The organism is Methanocorpusculum vombati (assembly GCF_026891935.1).
Taxonomy (GTDB): Archaea; Halobacteriota; Methanomicrobia; order Methanomicrobiales; family Methanocorpusculaceae; genus Methanocorpusculum; species Methanocorpusculum vombati.
The window spans coordinates 1-21,755 of record NZ_JAPTGC010000017.1 but is presented as its reverse complement, the minus strand read 5'-3'; the positions used below and the strand labels follow the sequence as shown (position 1 = coordinate 21,755).

Here is a 21,755-nt window from a genome sequence, read left to right as displayed (position 1 = left end):
TGCCATTCTTGGTTACTCCAGGGGTTTTAACTCAACCTGACCAAACGTGTCTTCCTTCAGGCGTGAGGTCCGGGGAACAAACAGCCGGTCAGCAATGCTCTTATACAGTTCGGTCTCCGGACCTTTGACGTGGATGCCGGAACGTCTGATGGTGATTGCATCTTCGGACGGGCAGGAGTTGACACAGGCACCACAGAGAATGCAGAGGTCCTTGTTGACCGCAATATTCGGCTCAATGCTGTCACGTTTCAGAAACATTGCAGGAATTGGCGTCGGCAGGTAGATGGCGTTGCACGGGCAGACATCAACACACGTGGAACAGCCGCCGGGGCATTTGTCGGCGTTGAAAACGATCTCACCGTCAAAGAACTTTTTAATCGTAACAGCCTCGGTCGGGCATACCTGTTTACACCAGGTGCAGGTGATACAGAGATCCTGATTTATGGTAACCCTGCCGGGCAGTTTCTGTTCGCCGGATACGGGAAGCCGCCTGACGGTAATTGCGTCATGGGGGCAGGCATCGGAACAGACGCGGCAGGCGTTACACAGGGCGTTGTCCCAGACGACTTCACCTGCCGATTTCGGATCACGGGCAGTGAACGGTATGCGTTCAATCCGGAGTGCCGGACAGAGTGCTGCACAGATGCCGCAGACGGTACATTTGTCGGTATCAACCTCAAAGGAGATCTCGGTATCAAGAGCACTCTGGCGCATTTCACCGCTGGGAGAGTCTCCTTCATACACCGGAACGTCGCGGATGATGGCATTCTGCGGGCAGACATCCCGGCAGGTGGTGCAGCGGACGCATTTGTTTTCATCAATCTCGGCGGTTATACTATACTGGGGGAAACCTTCCTGTTCCTGAATGGGAAGGGCCGGTTCCCCGTCAACCTCAAGTTCAAGTGCATCAAACGGGCACATGATGGTGCAGACACCACAGTAGGAGCATTTCGCCGGGTCAATAGAGATGGGCGATCCTCCTTTGACGGCACCACGAAGAACAGCTCCGACAAGTCCGAGAATGATAGCCTCCTTTGGGCAGACCTCAGAACAGATACCACAGCCGCTGCATTTCGTGGTGTTCAACCGAAGATGAGAGACCTTTTTGAGGAGCTTCTGTTCCATAATAACAGTATCTCCTTCGGTTTTTTTGGAGTATTTTGGATACATTGTACTCATTGCCATGTATGAATCCCTCGATTCGCAAAATGATGTCGGGCAAATGCGGTCAAGCCGCTGCCCGTCCGACACCGGGGTATGGGGTTTGGACCATACCGTTCATGAAAACCGGTCAGCACACCACTGATTCCGGTTTGTATGACAGGTTATCGTCGGTTATTATTCGTCCAGATTAATATAAATAAATTACAGTAACTAATTTAATAAATAAAATAAACCAAATATACACGAAAAAGAGAAAACTGGCAGAATGCACAAACTAATTACTGCGTGAGAGAGTATAGTGGTATATGACAAAAATTCTTGGTATTTGCGGGTCTGCTGCGCCGAAAAGCAGCACAAAGAAACTGATTGAGACGGCACTGGATGCAGCAAAGGCAGCCGGGGCGGATGTGGAGTTCATTGATGCGGCAAAGATGGATATTCACGGCTGCAAGGGGTGTCTTGTCTGCAAAAAGGATCAGGCGAAGTTCTGTGTGCAGAAGGATGATATGACGCCGCTGTATGAGAAGATCAATGCGGCGGATGCGGTTATTATCGGTTCTCCTATCTATTTCGGTGAGAACACGGGACAGATCAAATGTTTTGTGGACCGGATGTATGCGTTCCTCGGACCAAACGGGTCCAAGATGACGGCGGGCAAGAAGGCGGCGGCAGTGATTACGCAGGGTGTGCCGGATGTGGCGACGTATACGGGATGTGCGGAGATTCTGACCGCAGGGTTCCGGTACTGCGGAGCGGCAATTGAGAAGCCGCTGATTGTGGGCGATCTCCATTCCGCAGATGATCTGAAACCGGAAGCACTTGCAGCGGCAAAAGAGCTTGGTGCAAAGCTCGCCGCATAATTTTCTTTTTTTACTGTCGTGCAAGCTGTTTGCAGAATGCGTCGGCGACAGGTTTTCCGAAGTACATGTGCGTGTAGCCGCCGAGGACGGATCCGGCGAAGATGCCGTCGCAAGCGTCGGCAATGCCCCGGCCGCGTTCAAGCGAGAACAGGTACCGGACGTCAGCGTCCGGGATCGTTTTGGAGTAATGGAACTCGTGACCGCGGAACGTCATGCCGGACGGGAAGCAGGATGAGTCGGCGGTTGTTGTTCCGATGACATAGTCGAGTGCGACGAAGCGTTTTTCCATTACGGCATCGGCGTCCAGGAGTCCGGTCATCGGGTGGACGGTGCCGTCGGTGGTGGTGATGCTGCGGGAGAGCCACATGAGTCCTCCGCATTCTCCGAAGACGGGGAGACCGGCATCGGCGGCACGGAGAAGGCCGGGTTTGCACGGTGATGCGGCAAGGGCGGCGGCGTGTACTTCGGGATAGCCGCCGCCGAAGTAGTAGGCGTCTGCCTGCGGGAGAGGGTCAGCGAGAGGGGAGAAGAAGATCAGTTCTGCTCCGGCGGTGCGCAGGTAGTCGAAGTTGTCGCGGTAGTAGAAGCAGAAGGCAGCGTCCATGGCAACGGCAATGGTGGTATGCGGGTCTCTGCTGCGGGAGGGGCGGGCTGCATCCGGAACGGGGGGGGCGGTATGTGCGGCGGTGAAAACTGCGTCAAGGTCGCAGTGCTCTTCGACAAATGATCCGATCAGCCGCATACGGGAGTCTTCTTTTCCCATTACGAGGCCGAGATGGCGGCTTTCAACGGCAAGGGCGTCGGATCTCGGCATCCAGCCGAGGAGAGGCCGCGGGAGATCCCGTGTTGTCATGGTTTTGTGCCGGTCGCTTCCGCCTTTTGTCATGATGACGCCCGCAAACCGGAGGCGCGGATCATATTCGGTGTAGCCTTTGATGAGGGCGGCAACACTGCGCGACATGCCTTTGATGTCGGCGATAAGGATGACGGGGGCGTCCAGCAGGCGTGCGACGTGTGCGGTGCTGGAACAGTCGGAGCCGTCAATTCCGTCATACAGTCCCATGACGCCTTCAATGACGGCGATGTCGGCTCCGGCGGATGCACGGACAAAACAGTCGCGGACACCGTCTTCCCCCATCATGAACGGGTCGAGATTGCGTGATTCCCTGCCGCATACGATGGTGTGATGTGAGGGGTCGATGAAGTCGGGTCCTACTTTGAACGGCTGGACGACCAGGCCACGGGCGACGAGGGCGGCCATGATGCCGGAGGCTGCGGTGGTTTTTCCGCAGCCGCTGTGGGTTCCGGCGATGACGATGCGCGGTATGTTCATGCGGAGTCCTCCCGGGGAACGCCGCAGGCTGCGGCGTAGAGGAGGAACTGATCTTCGGAGAGCTGCAGGGCGGCGGCGGCATCGTCGTCATAGAAGGCTCCGATGGCACAGAGGCCAAGGCCGCAGTGTTCGGCGGCGAGGTAACAGTTCTGGCAGATGTGGCCGGCGTCAAGGAAGATGTCGCGGTAGCCGCGCAGGCCGTATTTCCAGACGGTGCGGTACGGGGTTGCTGCCCAGAAGAATACGACCGGGGCACGCAGGACGGCGGGCTGCATCATGCAGGCGCGGCCCAGTGCGGCGACGGGGGCGGTTCCTGCGGCGGTGAGTTCGAGTGCGTGCAGGTCGGGATGATATCGCCATACGCCGGGGGTGAGTTCTTCGACCTGCTGGACTGCAAGGTAGGTGTCCACCGGGTGCAGGGCGCCCGCGGAGGGGGCGGCCCGGTACATGATGCTGTCGCCGGTTATGCCGGAAGATGCCCACAGGAGATAGGAGAGGGCGGTAAGCGGGATCGGGTCGCGGGTGAAGGACCGGATGGTTCTCCGGGATGCAATCGCGTCGCGGAGGTCCAGCGGGGAAAGCGGGATGTCGCCCGGATGCGGGAGAGAGATTATCTCTGCGCCATTCCGGGGAGATGTTACGAATGCCGGGGCAGGTATGCCGAGTGTTGCATCAGGGTGCTGATCCGTCGGATACTTTGTCACGTTCAGAAAATTATAGCCTGCGTCGTCCTTCATGATCGGTTACCTTAAATTGTAGTGGTCGGAAATTGGTATAGTAATATTTTGCTACGGCAAATAAATTGGTGTTTATTCCTATGCATATTATGGAGGGTTTTCTTCCGGGTCCCTGGTGGCAGTTCTGGACGATTGTTGCAGTTATCTGCGTTGGTGCAGGTATTGCGGCTTTCACCAGACTTGTGCGCAGACGCCCGGAGGCGCTTCCTCTTCTTGGTCTTGCCGGTGCATTTGTGTTTATTCTTTCATCACTTAAAATACCGTCTGTAGGGTCGTCGTCGCATCCTACGGGTACGGGGTTCGGGTCTGTTCTGTTCGGGCCTGCGATTACGTCGGTGTTCTGTACGATTGTGCTGGTGTTTCAGGCGCTGTTTCTTGCGCACGGGGGTCTTACGACGCTCGGCGCAAATGTTGTTGCGATGGGTGTTGCGGGTCCGTTTGCTGCGTGTCTGATCTTCCGGGCCGGTCATGTGGTGATGCCGGAGTTTTCGGTGCGGGGGTTTACGGCGACGGTGTTCTGTGCGGCGGCGGCGGCGGATCTTGCGACGTATGCGATGACGTCGCTGCAGCTGGCTCTTGCGTATCCTGCGGCGGATGGGGGTATTTTTGCGACGTTTGTTTTCTATATGGGTGTTTTTGGGATTACGCAGGTTCCGCTTGCGGTTGTGGAGGGTGTTGCGATTGTGCTTGTGATGCGGCTTGTGATTACGCTGAAGCCGGAGGTTTTTGTGAGTCTTGGGATTCTGAGCCGGGAGGAGACAAAGAGGCTTGGCGGGGTGTGTGATGCGGAGAGGGAGGTGCCGTCTCTGCGCAGATGGGTGGTGCCGGGGGTTCTGGTTGTCGGGGCTGCGGCTGCTGCGGCGTTCTGTTTTGCGGTGTACGGGACACAGCCCGGTACGGATGATATTGTTGCGGGGACGCTTGCGAGTGCGGGGGTTGTGCCGTGGTTTGCGGCGGGGGAGGTGTTTTCGGAGGATATGCACGGGTGGTTGTTTGCGCTGCAGGCGGGTGCCGGTGCGGCGGTGGTGGTGCTGTGCCTGTACTGGCTGCGCCGGATGCGGTGCGGTAAGGGGCGGTGCGCGGAGGTGCGGCATACGATCTTTGATGAGCATATTCTGGATGATGCGGCGATGTCGAGTCCGCTGCGGTATGTTCCGGCATGGCTGAAGCTGGTGCTGTGCGGGGCGGCGATTGTGATTGCGGTGATGTCGCCCCTGCCGTATGTGCCGCTGTTTGTTGCGGCGGTGATGATTGGTGCGGCGTTTGTTCTTGCGCGGGTGAGTCTGCATCTGTATGCGTCGCTTCTGATGATTCCGGTGATGTTTGCGGGGACGGGTGCGCTGGTGATTCTGCTGATTACGGGGGGCGGGGAGGTGCTGCTGGATGTTGCGGTGATTGGTCCTATGCATCTTGCGGTGACGACGGAGTCTGTTTCGCTTGCGGTTCTGGTGCTTTCCCGGACGTTTGCCGGTATGTGCAGTTTGTATTTTCTGGCGCTGACGACGCCGATGACGTCGTTGTTTGCGGTGTTGCAGCGTCTGCGGTTTCCGCAGGAGTTTGTGGATCTGGCTATGCTGATTTACCGGTATATTTTTGTGTTTGTCGGAGAGGCGATCAGTATTCATAATGCGCAGGTGATGCGGGGCGGGTATTATTCGCTGAGAAGCTGGATCAGTTCGTTTGCGATGCTGGCATCAATGCTGTTTATCCGGACCTGGGATCGGGGGGAGTCTATTTTTCTGTCGATGGATTCCCGCTGTTATGACGGGTGTATGGTTCTGCCGGAGGAGGAGAGCCGGGCGACGCTGCGTGCGGTGGTGTCGGTTGTGGTGTTTCTTTCTGCGGCGGTTGTTCTGCTGTTTGTTGAATGGAGGTTATTATGAGCGATTATGTGTTAGAATTTGATGATATCTGGTATTCGTATCCGAACCGTCCTCCTTCTCTGAAGGGGGTTTCGTTTGCGATTGAGCGCGGGAAGAAGGTGGCTGTTGTCGGGCCGAATGGTGCCGGGAAGACGACGCTTCTTTTGATGTGTAACGGGACGCTGGTGCCGGAGAAGGGGTGTGTCCGTGTGGATGGGGAGGAGGTTGTGTATGACCGGGCGGCTCTCCGGCGGGTGAGGTCTGCGGTTGGTTTGGTGTTTCAGAATTCGGATGCGCAGGTGTTTGCGCCGAGTGTGTATGCGGATGTGGCGTTTGGTCCGGCGAATCTGCGTCTTCCGGAGGAGGAGGTTCGTGCGCGGGTTGCGGATGCGCTGTTTGCGGTGGGGCTGACGGGGTATGAGAGGCGGCCGCCGCATCATTTGTCGGGCGGGGAGCGGAAGCGTGTGGCGATTGCGGGGATTCTGGCGATGCGGCCTGAGATTCTGGTGGCGGATGAGCCGACGGCGTCGCTGGATCCGGCGACGGCGGTGGAGATTATGGATCTGCTGGATGAGCTGCATGAGGATGGGACGACGATTTTGTTGTCGACGCATGATGTGGAGCTTGCGTACCGGTGGGCGGATGAGGTGATTCTGCTGGGCGGGGGAGAGCTTTTGCATCAGGGGACGCCTGCGGCGGTGTTTACGGACCGGGATCTGATGCGGGGTGCGCGGCTGACGCCGCCGGTTCTGCTGGATTTGTATATGGAGCTGTTGCGCCGGGGTCTGGTTGCGGGGGCGGTGCCGCCGAAGGGGATTCCGGAGATGACGCAGCTGATTGCGGGGGCGGCTGAGGGCGGTGTGCGGAGTCTTGGGAGGGTGTTTCTGGCGGATACGGACGGGCTGACACGGGAGCGGTTTGCGGAGTTGTGCGCGGAGTGTCCGGGGCGGCGGACGGGTGCGATGGGGACGCGGGCGAAGCGGTTCTGTCATGATGCGGGGTATCTGCCGGATTATACGTACGGGGTGGTGGATAAGTGTTTGTTGTCGGCGATGACGGGGGAGGATACACTGATTCTGACCTGCGGGGGTATGCTGGACCGGGTGGAGCTGCGGGCGCGGGTGTTTGCGGAGGAGAGCGGGGTTGTGGTGCCAGTGGTGCGGGTGTAGGGTGCGGGAAAAAAAGGGAGGGCCGGGAGGGTTAGTCCCGGTGTTCGTGTGCGGTGCTGTGGTGGGTGCGGTCAAGCCATCTGTCCGCCCATGCGTAGAGGGGCGGGGCGAGGACGATTGCGGCGAATGCGATGCCCTGTGCGGCGAGACCGATGATGAGGAGGGTAGTAAGGGTGTCCATGATTTTTTCTCCTTTTTTGTTTTTATTTTCCAGACGTTCCGGTTCAGCTGCTGCGTCCGAGCGGGTGGAGCCCGCGAGCGGACCGCGCCGGTCATTTTCTGTGGGGGTTGCCCCGCACGGGGCAACCCCCACGTTAGAAAATGGGCGGGTCGGTTAGTTGAGTGCGGCTACGCCGTCTGCCCAGGTGTCTACTTTGGTGAGGATGGTGTCGGCCTCGTAGGAGTTGATTCTGAGGTCTTTTCTGGTGAAGCTGAGGTAGTAGTTTTCGCCGGTTGGGTCGTGGATTTTGAGGCGGACGTTCCAGCTGTCTTTTGCTGTGTTGCGGTTTGCGGTTGTGTCTGCGCCGTAGGCCTGGGTGATTGCGGTTGTTGCGAGGATTTCTGCGATGATTGTATCGTAGGCGTCGCGGCCGGGGGCGGTGATGGTGATTGCGCCGAGGGTTTTTCCGAGGGGGTTTACGTATTCGATGGTGGCCCGGTAGGATTCAGCGGCGGTGGTGACGCCGTCGATGGTTTCGCCGGAGGTCTGGTATGCGGTTGCGCCGAGCGGGTTGTCCTCTGCTTTGAGCGCGGCGATTGCGGCGTCGAAGGTAGCGGCAGAGGTGATCGGTGCGGTGAAGGTGCGTTTTGCGCTTTTTACGGTGCTGGTGGGGGTGAAGTCGATTGGCATGGTTTTTCTCGTTTTTTGTTGGGTGTTTTTTTTGTGTTTTGTTGGTGGAGGTGCGGTGTCCGGACGTTTGGTGTTTTGCACTGCTCCATCTATGTTGTTGGGGCCGAGAAGATATGAAGGAAAATTTTTGCAGGTTTTTTGTGTGTTTTGCAGAGGGGGTCTTTGGCGGGAGAAAGATTTCTGCTGCGGGTTGGTTGTGAAAAGAGAGGGAGGGGGTTAGGTTCTTCTCCGTATGAGTGTTCCTGCGGCAAGGAGTCCGAGGAGAGCGCCAGCTATTGGGGCGGGTGCCTGGGTTAGGGTGGGCTGTAGGGTTTTGCTGGTGGCGGTGACGGGCGGTGCCGTGGTGGCGATCGCGGTCGGGTGGTGGGTTTCCGGCGCAGTTGTTGGTTCTGCGGTTTCGGGTGCAGTGGGGGTTGGGTCCGTGCTGCTGCCGTGGTTCCATTTGGCGTAGAGGGTGATGTCACCGGGGATGCCTTCGGAGAAGCTCCAAGCCAGCGTGCATGCCTCGTCTTTGTACCAGCCGCCGAAGGTACAGCCGTCTTTGGTGGGTGCGGGCGGCTGGCTGATCTTGTCGCCGTAGGAGAGGCTGGTTGCCGGGCTGATGAAGCTGCCGCCGGAGGTCTCGAAGAGGACACGGAAGGCGTTGTCCATGTTGCCGGAGCTGCTGCCTGAGGTTGCCGGAGGCTGTGTTGGCTGCGGCGGTTTGGGTCCGGGGTTGGGGTTGCTGGCGATGGTGATGGTAAGTTGTTTGGTGTCGGTACCAGCAGGGTCGGCGTTCGCTGCTTGTACGGTGAAGGTGAACGTTCCTGCTTTGGTGGGGGTTCCGCTGATGATACCGTCGGGAGATAGTGTTAGACCGTTAGGAAGGTTCCCGCTGGCAATCGACCAGGTGATCGGGGTGGTTCCGGTTGCTTTCAGCGTAACTTCTTCGTATTTGGTGTCGGTGATTCCTTCAGGGAGACCGGTGGTGGTAATCTTCGGAGGGAGGGTGCTCTTATGCCACTGGGCATAGAGAGTTAGTGTGGGGTCTTCATAGATCCACGTGCCGTCCGTGACGTAGCCTGCACTGTTGATAAGGTCTCCGACGGAGTTGATTACCGGAAGTCCGCCGGTTTCTGCGGTGTACCAGCCGAGGAGGGTGTGGGTGGGTTTGGTTGGGACCTTCGGCGTATCATGGACTTTATCTGTTCCGTAGGTGATGGTTACGGTGTCGAAGGTTTTACTGTTGTTCTGCAGAGTGATCGTAGTTACATTGGGTTTCCACTGTGCGTAGAGGGTCGTGTCTTCGTTGATGGGGAAGGCAGCTCCCGCGTTATAGGCTGTTCCGCTTCCGTCGGCTTTGGTGTTCCAGCCGTCAAAGGTGTGGCCGGTTTTTACCAGAGTGCTTTGGTCTTTGACGGTGACTTGTACATTGGGTTTGTAGGTATTGGAATCGGTCGGGGCAGTTCCTGCGGTGCTGCCGGTGCCGTGATACGTGACGGTGTATTCTCCCAAGACGATGTTGGTTCCGGATACGATGAGACCATAGTCCTTGGCCAGACTGCTGTCCAGCGTGAAGTACGGGCGTGCGGTCTTTGCGTCTTCGGATGAGCGGGTCGTGACGATGATGTCGTTCAGCTTCGGATCTGGTGTTACGATGTTTTGTATGCCGCCGGTTCCGGATAGTGCGCCGCTGAGGGTGATGGTCCGCGTTCCGTCCAGATAGGTGGTGCCGCCGGAGATATTTCCTGATCCTGAGAGGGAGAATTCGCTGCCGGTGTGGTACAGTTCAGCGCCGGTACCGGTGGCTTTGTTGCCGGAGATGATACCGCCGGTCATGGTGAAGGTGTGTTTGTTATATATGCCGCCGCCAGATGCGGCGACAGTGTTGCCGGAGATGGTACCACCGGTCATGGTGAACGTTTTCATGTTATAGACACCGCCGCCACCGTCGCCATCGACGGAAGGGACAGTGTTGCCGGAGATGGTGCCGCCCGACATGGTGAATGTTTCCCAGTTATAGACACCGCCGCCGCCGTCATATAATCTGTCGCTGCGTGTGGTGACCTTGTTGCCGGTGATGTTGCCGCCCAACAGGCTGAACGTGCCGAAGTTGCATACGCCGCCGCCATAGGTGACGGCATTGTTGCCGGAGATGGTTCCGCCGGTCATGGTGAACGGGCCATCGAAGTTAACGACACCGCCGCCGTTGCCGTCGCTGTTGGGGGAAGTGGCAGTGTTGCCGGAGATACTGCCGCCCGACAGGCTGAACGTGCCCGCGTAGTTATAGACACCGCCGCCGTCGTTGGCGGCATTGTTGCCGGAGATGGTACCGCCGGTCATGGTGAAGAGGTCGTCAAAGATATATATGCCGCCGCCGTCGTTGGCAGTGTTGCCGGAAATCTCCCCGCCGGACATGGTAAATGTGCAGTTACTGTTGGCATAGATACCACCACCGGACAAGTGGGCAATGTTGCCGGTTATCTTGCCGCCTTTCATGAGAATAGAGGTGTTGAAGCGTCCGTCAGTCGAGATTCCACCTCCGCGGGATAGATCATGGGGATTGGGTTTGGCCTGACAGCGGGAGATGATACCATCTTCCATGATAAATGAGCCATCCTCAACATATATTGCACCACCGGTGTACCCTGCTGTACAGTTGGTGATTTCCCCACCTTTCATGGTAAATGAGCCCGTGCCGTCGATATAAACGGCGCTGCCATACGACGGTGCAACGATGTTTTGTATGGTGACATGATTCTGCATGACGAGTGCGGAATCGGGTGAGCCGATATGGAACAGGACACCCTTCGTTTTCTTGATGTTCTTGCCGTCAAAAGTTAGTTTCGAGGTTCCGTCACCGAGTGTGAGTTTCCCTCCGTTATAAAGTTGGATGAGATTTGCAGTGTCTGTGCCGGTCCAGATGGTGTGATCGTTTCCAATGATGGTTATTGTGCCGTTGGTGATGGCCAATTGACCGGTGAGCTTGATGTCTTTTTTGAGGGTGAGGGTGTTGCCGGATGCGGTTGCGGCGTCCCCGAGTTTGCTTGCAAGTTCCTGTGCGGAGCTGTATTCGCCGCCGCTAAATGGTACGGGTTCTGCGGCTGCTGCGGGGACTGTGCAGAGGAGTGCAAGCACTATGAGGGTTACGGCAGTGATGAGGGGTCGCCTGAGGCGGGGGGATGGGTGGTGGTACTTCTGGTTCATGGAACGGGTGGGTGTTAGTCTCTTCTTCTAAGCAGTGCTCCTGCGGCAAGAAGTCCGAGGAGTGCGCCAAGTACCGGTGCGGGTGCCTGGGTTAGGGTGGGCGTGACGCCACCTGCGGCGGTTGTGGTGGTGGGGCTCGTGGTCGGGTGGTGGGTTTCCGGCACGGTGGTTGGTTCTGCGGTTTCGGGTGCGGTGGGGATCGGGGTTGGGTCCGCCGGTGTGCCTGCGGCAGACGTCCATCTGGCGTAGAGGGTGATGTCGCCGGGGATGCCTTCGGAGAAGTTCCACTCTTGCGTGCATGCCTCGTCTTTGTACCAGCCGCCGAAGGTGCAGCCGTCTTTGGTGGGTGCAGGGGGTGCGGTGATCTTGTCTCCGTAGGAGAGGCTGGTCACCGGGCTGATGAAGCTGCCGCCAGAGGTGTCGAAGAGGACACGGAAGGCGTTGTCCATGTTGCCGGAGCTGCTGCCGGAGGTTGCCGGAGGCTGCGGGGGCTGAGGTTCGGGTTCGGGAGCGGGCGCGTTGGTGAAGGCTGCGGCGATGGTGTAGGGTTGGGAGACGGAGGGGAAGGTGTAGCTGGTTACTGCTCCGACGGAGGTTCCGTTTACGGTGACGTCTGCAATCCGGTAGCCGCGGTCGGGGATGATGGTGAAGGTTTGCGATGTTCCTTCGACGACGGGGATGTCACCGTTCGGGCTGATGGTGCCGCCGGGTCCGGCGGTTGCGGTGATGAGGTGTTTTTGTGCGGGGGAGGATGCGTCGGTGACGATGACGGTGAGCCGGGTCTCTGCGTCGCCGGAGGTTACGCGGATGACGGCGACTCCTTCGGCGGCTGCGGTGATGTCGGCTTCGTTTTTGTTCTGGCTGAGGGTGAGGTACTCTCCGCCGGTTTCAATGCTCCAGGCGATGGGATGGTCACAGGTGAGGTCCGGACGGGTGCTGTTCTGCGCGGTTGCGGTGATGTGTGCTGTTGTGCCTTTTTCGATCGTGAGCTCCGAGGGGTTGAGGGTGATGGTGTCCGGGGTTGGTTTGAGGACGGTGATTTTTGCGATGCGGCTGTATGCGTAGGTGCTGATCATGTTGTAGATGGGGTCGGTGTAGGTGATTTTAGCACGGTAGTAGGTGATGTTGGGGGAGATCCCGGATTCTGGTATCTGGATGGTCGGGGTGTAGGTCGGGGTGGTTGCTCCTTCGATGTTCCAGACGTTTGCCTGGAAGGTTGGGTCGGTGGATTTCTGCCACTGGTAGGTAAGAGGTCCGCTGCCGGGTGAGGATACGGTGACGCTGAGCGGATTTGGGGTGTCGCTTTCGAAGTAGACGGCGTCGGCTGTTTGTTGGGAGGTGATTGCTGGTTTGTCGATGACGGTGACATTCTCCGTGGTTGAAGAGATTTTCTTTCCGTTGACGGTGATTGCGGCACTGATGGTCTTTGCTTCGGTGGGGGTGAAGTAGAGTATTGCGGGGATTTTGCTGGTCGGGAGTGAGATACCGGTCACGGTGAGGTCGTATCCGAGGAACAACAGATCATCTTCGGAAAAGGCAGCGGCGACTAAGTATGTGGTGTCACCGAGTGGGACGGGATGCGCTATCTCGATCCGGAGTTCGGTTGGTACTTTGTCTGGGTCTACTATGAGTGGTATCGGTTCGCTGCGAAGGAGACCGTTTTGTGTGGCTGCGGTGAGGGTGTCGGTTCCGGCAGTGCTGCCGCTTTTGAGGGTGATGGTTGTCGGGGTTTGGGCAATGATGGTGGTGTTGGTTCCTTGAAGGTTCCAGATGACGGGGTCGTTTTGGAAGATGTTCGGGTAGCTGTCGCTGTTGTTCTGGGTGACGGCAGAGAAGGTCATGGTGTTGCCCGGCGGGAAGATGCAGGACTCACCCGATAGGGGAAGTTCGCCATGACTCCCAGGAACGATGTCGATTTCGTCGGGAACGGGGGCGGTTATCGGGTCTAATGGTTGGGCGGTGTACTGGTCTGTGTTTTGGTATTTGATGTAGGCTGTTAGTTCGTATGTTTGTCCCGGGGTGAGGCCGGAGAACGGGAAGTTGGTGATGGTGATTCCGCGGGTGAAGGGTCCGGAGCGTGCCGGGGATTGTTTGTCGCCGAGTTTGATGTATACGCTGTCTGCGTTCCCTGCGGTTGGGGAGAGGGTGAGGTTGATTGCGGTGGTGGTGGTGTTGAACCAGTACGCGGTGTACTGCGGGGGGATGTGGTGGGTGGTTATTGCTGCGTAGTTGCTGAGTACCCAGGTGGTGATGCCGTTTTCGGTGTAGCTGATGTTTGCGCGGTAGTAGGAGGTGGTGCCGGGCGGCGAGTTCGGGATCGGGTAGGTGGTGCTCTTGTCAAATGTCTGTTTTGGGGAGAGTTCGATGTCTGCAAAGTCGGGGCGGGTGGATTTCTGCCACTGACAGGAGAGGGTGCCTGTGCCTCCTTCGGGGGGTTCTGCGGAGACGGAGAGGGGGATACAGGGGGTGTTTGGCGGGTATTCGCTGCTCTGCGGATGCGCGGTGATTACGGGTGTGCCGATGGTGTTTGTGTCTGCGGCTGCGGGTGCTGTGCAGAGGAGTGCAAGCGTTATGAGGGCTATGGCAGTGATGAGGGTGTGCCTGAGGCCAAGGGATGGGTGGTGGTACTTCTGGGTCATGGAACGGGGTTGGTGTGGGGTGGTCTCTTGTTCGCCGTTTGTTCGGTGGGTGTTAGTCTCTTCTTCTGAGGAGGACACCTGCGGCAAGGAGTCCGAGGAGTGCGCCAGCTATTGGGGCGGGCGCCTGGGTTAAGGTGGGCGTGACGCCGCCTGCGGCGGTTGCCGTGGCGGTGGGGCTCGCGGTCGGTTTTGTGGTTTCGGGTACGGTGGTTGGTTTTGCGGTCGGCTGAGTGGTTGGTTTGCTCTGCTGGCCGTTGTCGCTGCTGGAGGTTTTGGTCCATTTGGCATACAGGGTGATGTCACCGGGGATGCCTTCGGAGAAGTCCCAACTTTGTGTGCATGCTTCATCCTTGTACCAGCCGCCGAAGGTGCAGCCGTCTTTGGTTGGTGCGGGCGGTGCGGTGATCTTGTCTCCGTAGGAGAGGGATGTCGCCGGGCTGATGAAGCTGCCGCCGGAGGTGTCGAAGAGGACGCGGAAGGCGTTGTCCATGTTGCCGGAGCTGCCGTCGGAGGGTGCCGGAGGCTGTGTTGGCTGCGGGGGCTGGGGTTCGGGTTCGGGAGCGGGGGGGCCGGTGACGGTGATTGTTTTTTGTGCAGTAAGCACCGGGTCACTGACGGTTGCGGTCAGGGAATAGCTTCCAGCAGTTGTCGGGGTGAACGCGGCGGCGGTTCCGGTTTTGCTGGTTGCGGTTGCAGAGCCGGTCCATTGGACGGTGTATCCGCCAAAGTGTTCGCCTCCGTCGTCTGTTGCGACGGCGGTCAGGTGTACGGTGTCGCCGAGCGCGATGGCTTCTTTGTCAGCTTCGATGCTGAGTTGGGTTGGTTGTTTAGTGGTTACCGTGATTGTTGCGCTAGCGCTTACTGAACCGTGATCAGTGGTTGCTTTGAGAGTGTCGGGTCCTTCACTGTTGCCGCCGGTGAGGGTGATGGTTGTTGCAGTTCTCTCGTTTTCTGAGGTTTTGCCTCCGGTAATCTCCCACGTGACGGGTTCGTCTTTGAGGATGGTTCCTTCTTTGTCTGTGACGAGGACCCCGAAGGTCATGCTCTTGCCCTGCGGGAGGAGAATGCCGGTGGACGGAATTTCGGCGCCTCCTTCTCCGGTGATGATGACGGCGGCAGGGGTTGGGGCCTGAACGTCGGTGAGGATGTCCTCGTAGGTGAACTCTTTTTCGCTGATGTCGCTGTTTTTGAGGACTGCGGTTACGCTGTAGGTAGTCCCTGCGGTAAGGCCGGTGATCTGGAGGTCACTGATGGTGCTTCCTTTGGAGAATGTGCCGGTGCGGGTCTGCGAGGGTTTGTCGCCGAGTTTGACGAATACATCGGTTGCGTCGTTGGCGTTCGGGTCGAGCCGGATGCTGACGTTGGCGATGGTTGCGTTGATCCATTTGACGGTGACGTTCCCTTCGCCGCTGAGGGCTTTGGGTTTGTTGAGGACGGTTTTGATGGTGTTTGTGGTGTCGTCTGCGACGAGTGTCCATTTGCTGGTGTTGGAGAGAGCAAACCGGTTGATGAGCTCGGAGGGTTTCTGGCTGGTTTTATTTGAGTCAATTTTGATGAAGTCTTTGCCATCAAGGTTTTCATCCTGGAGATTGAAACTTTTAATTGAGCCGGTGAAATCACCGTTTATGGTTAAGAGACCGTTGCTGGACAGTACGTCAAACGGGAGGTCGGCGTCGAAGGTGACCGGGCCGGAGAGGTAGATGTTGGTATTTTTCATATCGAGCGCGCTGGATCCGTGCTCCCCTTTTTTGAATGTGCCGCCGGTCAGGTAAAGTGTCCCCCCTTTGTCGAAGGAGAGGTGCGAGCCGCCGGTATTGTTGGAAAAGAGGGCGCTGCCGCCAACGGTAACGGTGCTTGCCCCGTTACACGTAAGACCGCTGCCGATATTGTCAATAACACTGCCGCCGGTCATCTGAAAGACTGAACCGCCGGAGGGGATCATAATAGCAGCACCATTTTTTCCTGAGTTGCCGGAGATTTCACCACCCGACATGGTGAACGTGCCGCTATCAGTAATATATACGCCGCCGCCGTAGTTCTTGGCCGTGTTGCCGGAGATGGTGCCGCCCGACATGGTGAATTTTTCCCAGTTTTCGACGCCGCCACCGTTGTTGGCCGTGTTGCCGGAGATTTCACCTCCCGACAGGGTGAACGTGCCCTTATAGTTATAGACGCCACCGGCCTTTTTGGCGGCAGTGTTGCCGGAGATATTGCCGCCCAACATGGTGAATATGTTCCTGTTGGTGACGCCGCCGCCGTCGTTGGCGGCAGTGTTGCCGGAGATGGTGCCGCCCGACATGGTGAATTTTGCCCAATTATAGACGCCGCCGCCGTCGGCGCTGGTCGAGCTGCTGCTGACCTTGTTGCCGGAGATGTTACCGCCGGTCATGATGAACGGGCCCCAGTTGCATACGCCGCCGCCGTTTTTAGGGGCAGTGTTGCCGGAGATGTCCCCGCCTTTCAGGGTGAACGTGCCACCGCCACCGTGAAAGATGCCGCCGCCGTAGTTCTTAAGGGCCTTGTTGCCGGAGATTTCACCGCCGATCATGGTGAACGTGCTCCCGTCCCGGTCAATGACGCCGCCGGCGCTGCTGCTGGCAGTGTTGCGGGAGATTTTACCGCCGGACAGGGTGAACGTACCATAGTTCTGGACACCGCCGCCGTCGGCGCTGGCCGTGTTGTCGGAGATTTCGCCGCCGGTCATCTGGAAGGAGGATGCTTTATCGGCGATGTTGACTGCCCCACATCCCGCGGTGTTCTGTGTGATGAGGCCGCCTTCCATGGTAAAGACTGCCCCGTTCTGGACGACAACGGCACTGCCGTGACTCTTGCCCGTAAGCGTGGTGTTTTTCAGAGTGACGCCGTCTTTTATGACGAGACGGTTGCTGCTGCCACCCACGTAGATGGAGCCGTGGGTGTTTTGTGCGGAGCTGAATTTGTCGTTCTGGCCGTCAATGATCAGTGTGTCTCCAGAGTTACCGCTTCCGAGGGTGAGCGTTCCGGATGTGACGCTGATGAGGAAGAATCCTTCGCCGCCGCGGTAGATGATGTGGCCGTCTCCGAGAATGGTCATGTCACCGGTGATCGTGATGGTACCGGTGATATGGATGTCTTTTTTGAGGGTGAGGGTGTTGCCGGATGCGGTTGCGACGGTATCTCCGAGTGCTTTTGCAAGGTCCTGTGCGGTGCTGTATGTGCCGCCGCCAAATGGTACGGGTTCTTCTGCGGCTGCGGGAACTATGCAGAGGAGTGCAAGCACGATGAGGGTTACGGCAGTGATGAGGGTCTGCCGGAGGCCGGGGGATGCAAATTGGTATTTCTGGGGCATGATTCTACGAAGTCCTTTCAGTGTGGATAGATTTGGGAAAATGCAAGGTAATTTCCGCAGAGTTCAGGGGTGGGTTGTCATGGTTTCAGACATGATGACACTCGCAAGGCCGCGGGGTGAAGTCTGTAGCTGTTGCGGCCTTTGCGAGGTCTGAACCCACCAGACCACTGGTTGAGTGAAAGTCTGTAGTGGTGTGGTCTGCTGCGGGTACCGGCATGATACCGGTTTCGGCGGACACGTTTTTGCAGGCTGTGTGTGGTATGATGCTGCCTGCCGGTCAGGCCGGTGCACGGTCCCCACCGTGCGTATTGTTCTGCGGGGGTGAACACGCAGAGGGTGGCCTGAGCGGTGCGGCGTGCGGTGTGTTCCGGGGTCATGAGTCTACGATTTTGTTGAGGGCACCCGGGAGACGCTGCGCATCGATGCGTGTTGCTGTGTGTTCCGTGTCCTCTGCCGCCGGGGATACCGAGGGTGAGGGTAATTCGGAAAAAGAGACCGGGTGTGGGGTGGTCTCTTGTTCGTCGTTTGTTGGTGTGTTAGTCTTTTCTTCTGAGCAGTGCACCTGCGGCAAGGAGTCCGAGGAGTGCGCCAAGTACCGGGGCGGGTGCCTGGGTTAAGGTAGGCGTGACGCCGCCTGCGGAGGTGGTGGTTACCGGTGCTGCGGTGGTTGCTGCTACAGTCGGCGACTTGGTCGTTTCGTGCGCAGTTGTTGGTTTTGCGGTCGGCTGAGTGGTTGGTTTGCTCTGCTGGCCGTTGTTGCTGCCGGAGGTTTTGGTCCATTTGGCATAGAGGGTGATGTCACCGGGGATGCCTTCGGAGAAGCTCCAGCTTTGCGTGCATGCGCTGTCTTTGTACCAGCCGCCGAAGGTGTAGCCGTCTTTGGTTGGTGCAGGCGGCTGGCTGATCTTGTCTCCGTAGGAGAGGTACGTCACCGGGCTGATGAAGCTGCCGCCGCTGGTTTCGAAGAGGACACGGAAGGAGTTGTCCATGTTGCCGGAGCCGCTGCTGCCACCGGAGGGTGCCGGAGGCTGGGTTGGCTTGGATGTTGGCTGCGTCGGCGGTGCATTGGTGATGGTGACGCTGAGTTCGGCAGAGATGTCGACACCGGTGGATGCGGTGACTTTTGCCGTTCCTTCGGCGCTGCCGCTAATGGTTACCTTGTTTTGGCTCGGAGCGATGGTGATGTTGTCCTGACCTTCGGTGATACTCCACGCGATGTCAGCATCGAGTGCAAGATTCGGAACGGTTGCGTTCCTTCCGGTTGCAGTGACTGTTCCCGATGTGCCTTTCGAGATGGTGAGCGTATTCGGTTCAAGTGAGATGCTGTCCACGGTTGGTTCGTTGACGGTGATCTTTGCTACTTCGCTGACTGCCCAGGTGGTGATGCTGCCTTCGGTGTAGGTGACGTTTACGCGGTAGTAGGTGGTGCCTGTACTGCTGGTGTCAGGTTTGTAGGTTTGAGCGGTTCCGACGTCGCTGATGTCGGCCTTAAAGGACGAGTCAGTGGATTTCTGCCACTGGTAGGCAAGAGTTCCGCTGCCGCCAGCCGGTGCGGCTGCGGTGACACTGAGGTCGTTTGCAGCCTCGGTTCTGACGTATTCTTTGCTCTCCGGCTGAACAGAGATCTCTGGGTTGCCGATGACGGTGATGGTGATGTCTGTTGCAGTGAGCTGCGGGTCAGCGATGGAGGCGTTTATTGTGTAGGTGCCTGCATTTTCAGGCTTGAATGCCACGCTGGCTCCGGTTTTGCTGGGGCCAATGGTGCCAGTCGGACTGACTTTCCACGTGACATCGTATCCGGCGAAGAGTTGACCATAGGTACCGGTGGCCTCCGGGGTTAACTGTACAGTGTCGCCGAGTGCGATGGTTGTTTTGTCAGCTTTGATGCTGAGTGTGGTTGGTTTTTCAGTGGTTACCGTGATTTCTGTGGTTCCGCTTGCTTTGCCGTTAACAGTCTCTGCTTTGAGAGTGTCGGTTCCTTCACTGGTACCGCTGAGGGTGATGGTTGTTGCAGTTTTTGTATCTTCTTTGGTATGGGATCCCATTCCGCTCCACGTGACGGGTTCGTCTTTGAGGATGGTTCCGCTATTGTCTTTGACGATGACTCCGAAGGTCATGCTGTTGCCCTGCGGGAGGGAGACGCCTCCTTGCGGGAGTTCCGCGCCGCCTTCGCCGGTGATGGTGACGGTGGCAGGGGTTGGGGCCTGAACGCCGGTGAGGATGTCCTCGTAGCTGTATTCCTCCGTGTTGATATCGGTGTTTTTGAGGAGGGCGGTTACACTGTAGGTAGTTCCTGCGGTAAGGCCGGTGATCTGAAGGTCACTGATGGTAGTTCCTTTGGGGAACTTTCCGTTGAGTTTCTGGGATTGTTTCTCGCCGAGTTTGACGTATACGTCGGTTGCGTCTCCTAAGTTCGGGTCGAGCCGGATGGTGACGTTGGCGATGGTTGAGTTGATCCATGTGACGGTGACGTTCTTTTCGCCGGTGAGGGGAACAGGAAGCGCTTTCCACTGGGCGTAGAGGGTCGTGTCTTCGTTGATGTTGAAGTTAGCTCCCGGTGCATAGGCTGTTCCTTTTCCATCCGCTTTGGTGTTCCAGCCGTCAAAGACGTAGTTGGTTTTTTCCAGAGAGCCGGTGTTGTCTTTGACGGTGACTTTTGCATTGGGTACGTAGTTCGTGGAATCAACCGGGACAGCTCCAGAGGTATTGCCGTTGCCGTCATACGTGACGGTGTATTGTCCCGCGATGAGGTTGGTTCCGGACACTTTAAGCACATAGGCAGTGGCCTGAGCACCACCTATCTTGAAGTGCGGGAATGCGGCCTGTGCGGCATCCTCTGATTCGGTTGCGACTATAACCTCACCCGGGCCAAAGGCCCCCGTGATGTTCGCTATTCCGCCACCGGAGGACATGGGACCACCAAGTGTGATATTCTTCCCCGTGCTCAGATAGGTGGCACCTTTGGAGATTTTCGCAGATCCGGAGATGGTAAATTTGCCACCATCGTGGTACACTTCAGGGCCGTTACCAGAGTAAATGTTTCCGGATATCTCACCTCCGGACATCGTAAACGTCTTAACTCCATCGAGAACAGAGACACCGCCTCCGGGCTGACAGGCTGTATTGTTGGTGATCTTGCCGCCAGTCATGATAAAGGAACCTGGGGCTGCACCGAAAATACAGACACCGCCGCCGAAGTTGCCAGCAAAGTTATCGGAAATCTCGCCACCATGCATCGTAAACGTACCTCTGATAAACATGACACCACCGCCGGAGACGGAGCCGATGACGCTGTTGCCGGTGATGGTACCGCCATTCATCGTAAAGTTGCCGTTCACGTGGATAGCTCCGCCATGACCACCCTCAATGGTCGAGTTGGTTAAGGTGACACCGTTATTCATGATGACGGTATTTTCCTTAGCCCTATTTTCTCGGATATCTATCAGACAACCTCCTTTCGGAAAATTCGCCTTATTGCCGTCAATGATCAGGGTAGATTTTCCGTCACCAAGTGTGAGGTTTCCTCCGTCCGAAACTCTGATGAGGTCAATATTTCCCACGCCGCGCCAGATGGTGTGGCCGTTTCCAACGATGGTCATCTCACAACTGATATTCAGTTCACCAGTAAGATTGATGTCTTTGTTAAGTTCGAGGTTGTTACCGTTTACAGATACAGTATTGGGTGTGACTTTATTGATGTCATCAGCAAGATCCTGTACCAAGGTGTACTTGCCGCCGGCAAACTCCACGGCATCCTCTAAGCCTGCTGCTGCTGGAACAGTACAGAACAGTACAAGCAGAAGCAGTACTGCGGCAGTGAACATCACCCGCCGCAGATGAGATTTTACTGGGAGCGCACTTGATGCGCGTTCCCGTACACATTTCACTTTCATACGTAATCCTTTCAGGTGCGAATATATCCGGAAAAATCCGGCAGAGTTCCCCGCAAAACTCATGAGGGAACCCTGATTATATCCTACCTTGATAGTATGGAAAAAAGAGGTGAGCAAAACATCAAAAAATCGAAATTATCGATAATGGAAGAAAAAATATTGTTGTGCGCAACCATCATTTCATCAGTAAAAAACAGAAAAACGAGGATTTGTCACCAATCCTGAAAATTGCTGTTTAGGAAGATATGGGTAGCAATTTCCGTTCGGAGGAGATTGGAAGATATTTTTATATTAACTTGAGTACTATATACTATCAAGGTAGGATATAATCACTGTCACCAATTCTCCGTAGAAACCTCTGCGCGTCTTCCTTCTTTTGTCAATTTATCGTAAATTTTCGAATTGCGCAAATGGCTATTTACGTAGTAAATAGAAATGGCTCGCCATTTGTGCAATTCGCGTTGAGACCTAATAAAATTATCCTCGAATGTTGTCAAGATATTCTCAGAAATATTTATATCACGGCAAAAACGACGTAAGAAACAGCCTTCGGTGTATGGCCAAACGGTCCATTCATGCGGAGGCCGCATCATGCATGCTGCATCACCCCCAATACAAATAAACAACAATCATCACCCCCGAACCCGCAGCACAAGGACGTGATATTCACAACACGCACCAATCAGAATCACCTCTCTCAGGGGAAAAAATTACTTCACAAGAGATCCTGTCAT

The 21,755-nt window shown here is 56.9% G+C and carries 12 protein-coding genes; 3 read left to right on the top strand and 9 right to left on the bottom strand.

The window, feature by feature from the left end; all coding sequences use genetic code 11:
• Positions 1-12: 12 nt before the first annotated feature.
• Positions 13-1,125, bottom strand: a complete 1,113-nt coding sequence (locus O0S09_RS09000) for a 4Fe-4S binding protein (RefSeq protein WP_268923639.1) — start codon at positions 1,123-1,125, stop codon at positions 13-15.
• A gap of 344 nt (positions 1,126-1,469) precedes the next feature.
• Between O0S09_RS09000 and O0S09_RS08995 the strand changes: the two genes are divergently transcribed.
• Positions 1,470-2,024, top strand: coding sequence for a flavodoxin family protein (locus O0S09_RS08995; protein WP_268923638.1), 555 nt, complete (start codon positions 1,470-1,472; stop codon positions 2,022-2,024).
• A 10-nt stretch (positions 2,025-2,034) separates the two neighbouring features.
• Here O0S09_RS08995 and O0S09_RS08990 read toward each other — a convergent pair whose 3' ends face one another.
• Both O0S09_RS08990 and O0S09_RS08985 read right to left on the bottom strand, forming a co-directional pair.
• Positions 2,035-3,357 carry a cobyrinic acid a,c-diamide synthase CobB gene (locus O0S09_RS08990; RefSeq protein ID WP_268923637.1) on the bottom strand — a complete coding sequence of 441 codons (1,323 nt, stop codon included), beginning with the start codon at positions 3,355-3,357 and terminating at the stop codon, positions 2,035-2,037.
• On the bottom strand, positions 3,354-4,094 hold the full coding sequence (locus O0S09_RS08985) for a SagB/ThcOx family dehydrogenase (protein ID WP_268923636.1): 741 nt from the start codon (positions 4,092-4,094) through the stop codon (positions 3,354-3,356). The genes O0S09_RS08990 and O0S09_RS08985 overlap by 4 nt, the downstream gene beginning before the upstream one ends.
• Positions 4,095-4,174: 80 nt before the next feature.
• Here O0S09_RS08985 and O0S09_RS09990 point away from each other — a divergent pair, with 80 nt between their 5' ends.
• On the top strand, positions 4,175-5,977 hold the full coding sequence (locus O0S09_RS09990; protein ID WP_338148517.1) for an energy-coupling factor ABC transporter permease: 1,803 nt from the start codon (positions 4,175-4,177) through the stop codon (positions 5,975-5,977).
• Entirely contained in the window at positions 5,974-7,125 is a 1,152-nt protein-coding gene (locus O0S09_RS08970) for an energy-coupling factor ABC transporter ATP-binding protein (RefSeq protein ID WP_268923635.1), read from the top strand. Before O0S09_RS09990 ends, O0S09_RS08970 begins: the two co-directional genes overlap by 4 nt.
• Before the next feature lie 31 nt (positions 7,126-7,156).
• Here the strand turns inward: O0S09_RS08970 and O0S09_RS08965 are convergent, their stop codons facing one another.
• The 6 genes from O0S09_RS08965 to O0S09_RS08940 all read right to left on the bottom strand — a co-directional run bounded on the left by O0S09_RS08965 (position 7,157) and on the right by O0S09_RS08940 (position 21,021).
• The gene (locus O0S09_RS08965) at positions 7,157-7,438 is read right to left on the bottom strand and encodes a hypothetical protein (RefSeq protein ID WP_268923634.1); all 282 of its coding nucleotides are present in this window, start codon (positions 7,436-7,438) and stop codon (positions 7,157-7,159) included.
• A 21-nt stretch (positions 7,439-7,459) separates the two neighbouring features.
• Complete coding sequence (locus tag O0S09_RS08960) at positions 7,460-7,975, bottom strand: hypothetical protein (RefSeq protein WP_268923633.1); 516 nt, start codon at positions 7,973-7,975, stop codon at positions 7,460-7,462.
• A 216-nt stretch (positions 7,976-8,191) separates the two neighbouring features.
• Positions 8,192-11,161, bottom strand: coding sequence for an InlB B-repeat-containing protein (locus tag O0S09_RS08955; protein ID WP_268923632.1), 2,970 nt, complete (start codon positions 11,159-11,161; stop codon positions 8,192-8,194).
• A 14-nt stretch (positions 11,162-11,175) separates the two neighbouring features.
• Entirely contained in the window at positions 11,176-13,800 is a 2,625-nt protein-coding gene (locus O0S09_RS08950; protein ID WP_268923631.1) for an InlB B-repeat-containing protein, read from the bottom strand.
• Positions 13,801-13,852: 52 nt separating this feature from the next.
• Entirely contained in the window at positions 13,853-17,128 is a 3,276-nt protein-coding gene (locus O0S09_RS08945; protein WP_268923630.1) for an InlB B-repeat-containing protein, read from the bottom strand.
• Between the two features lie 536 nt (positions 17,129-17,664).
• Entirely contained in the window at positions 17,665-21,021 is a 3,357-nt protein-coding gene (locus O0S09_RS08940) for an InlB B-repeat-containing protein (protein WP_268923629.1), read from the bottom strand.
• Positions 21,022-21,755: the final 734 nt, after the last annotated feature.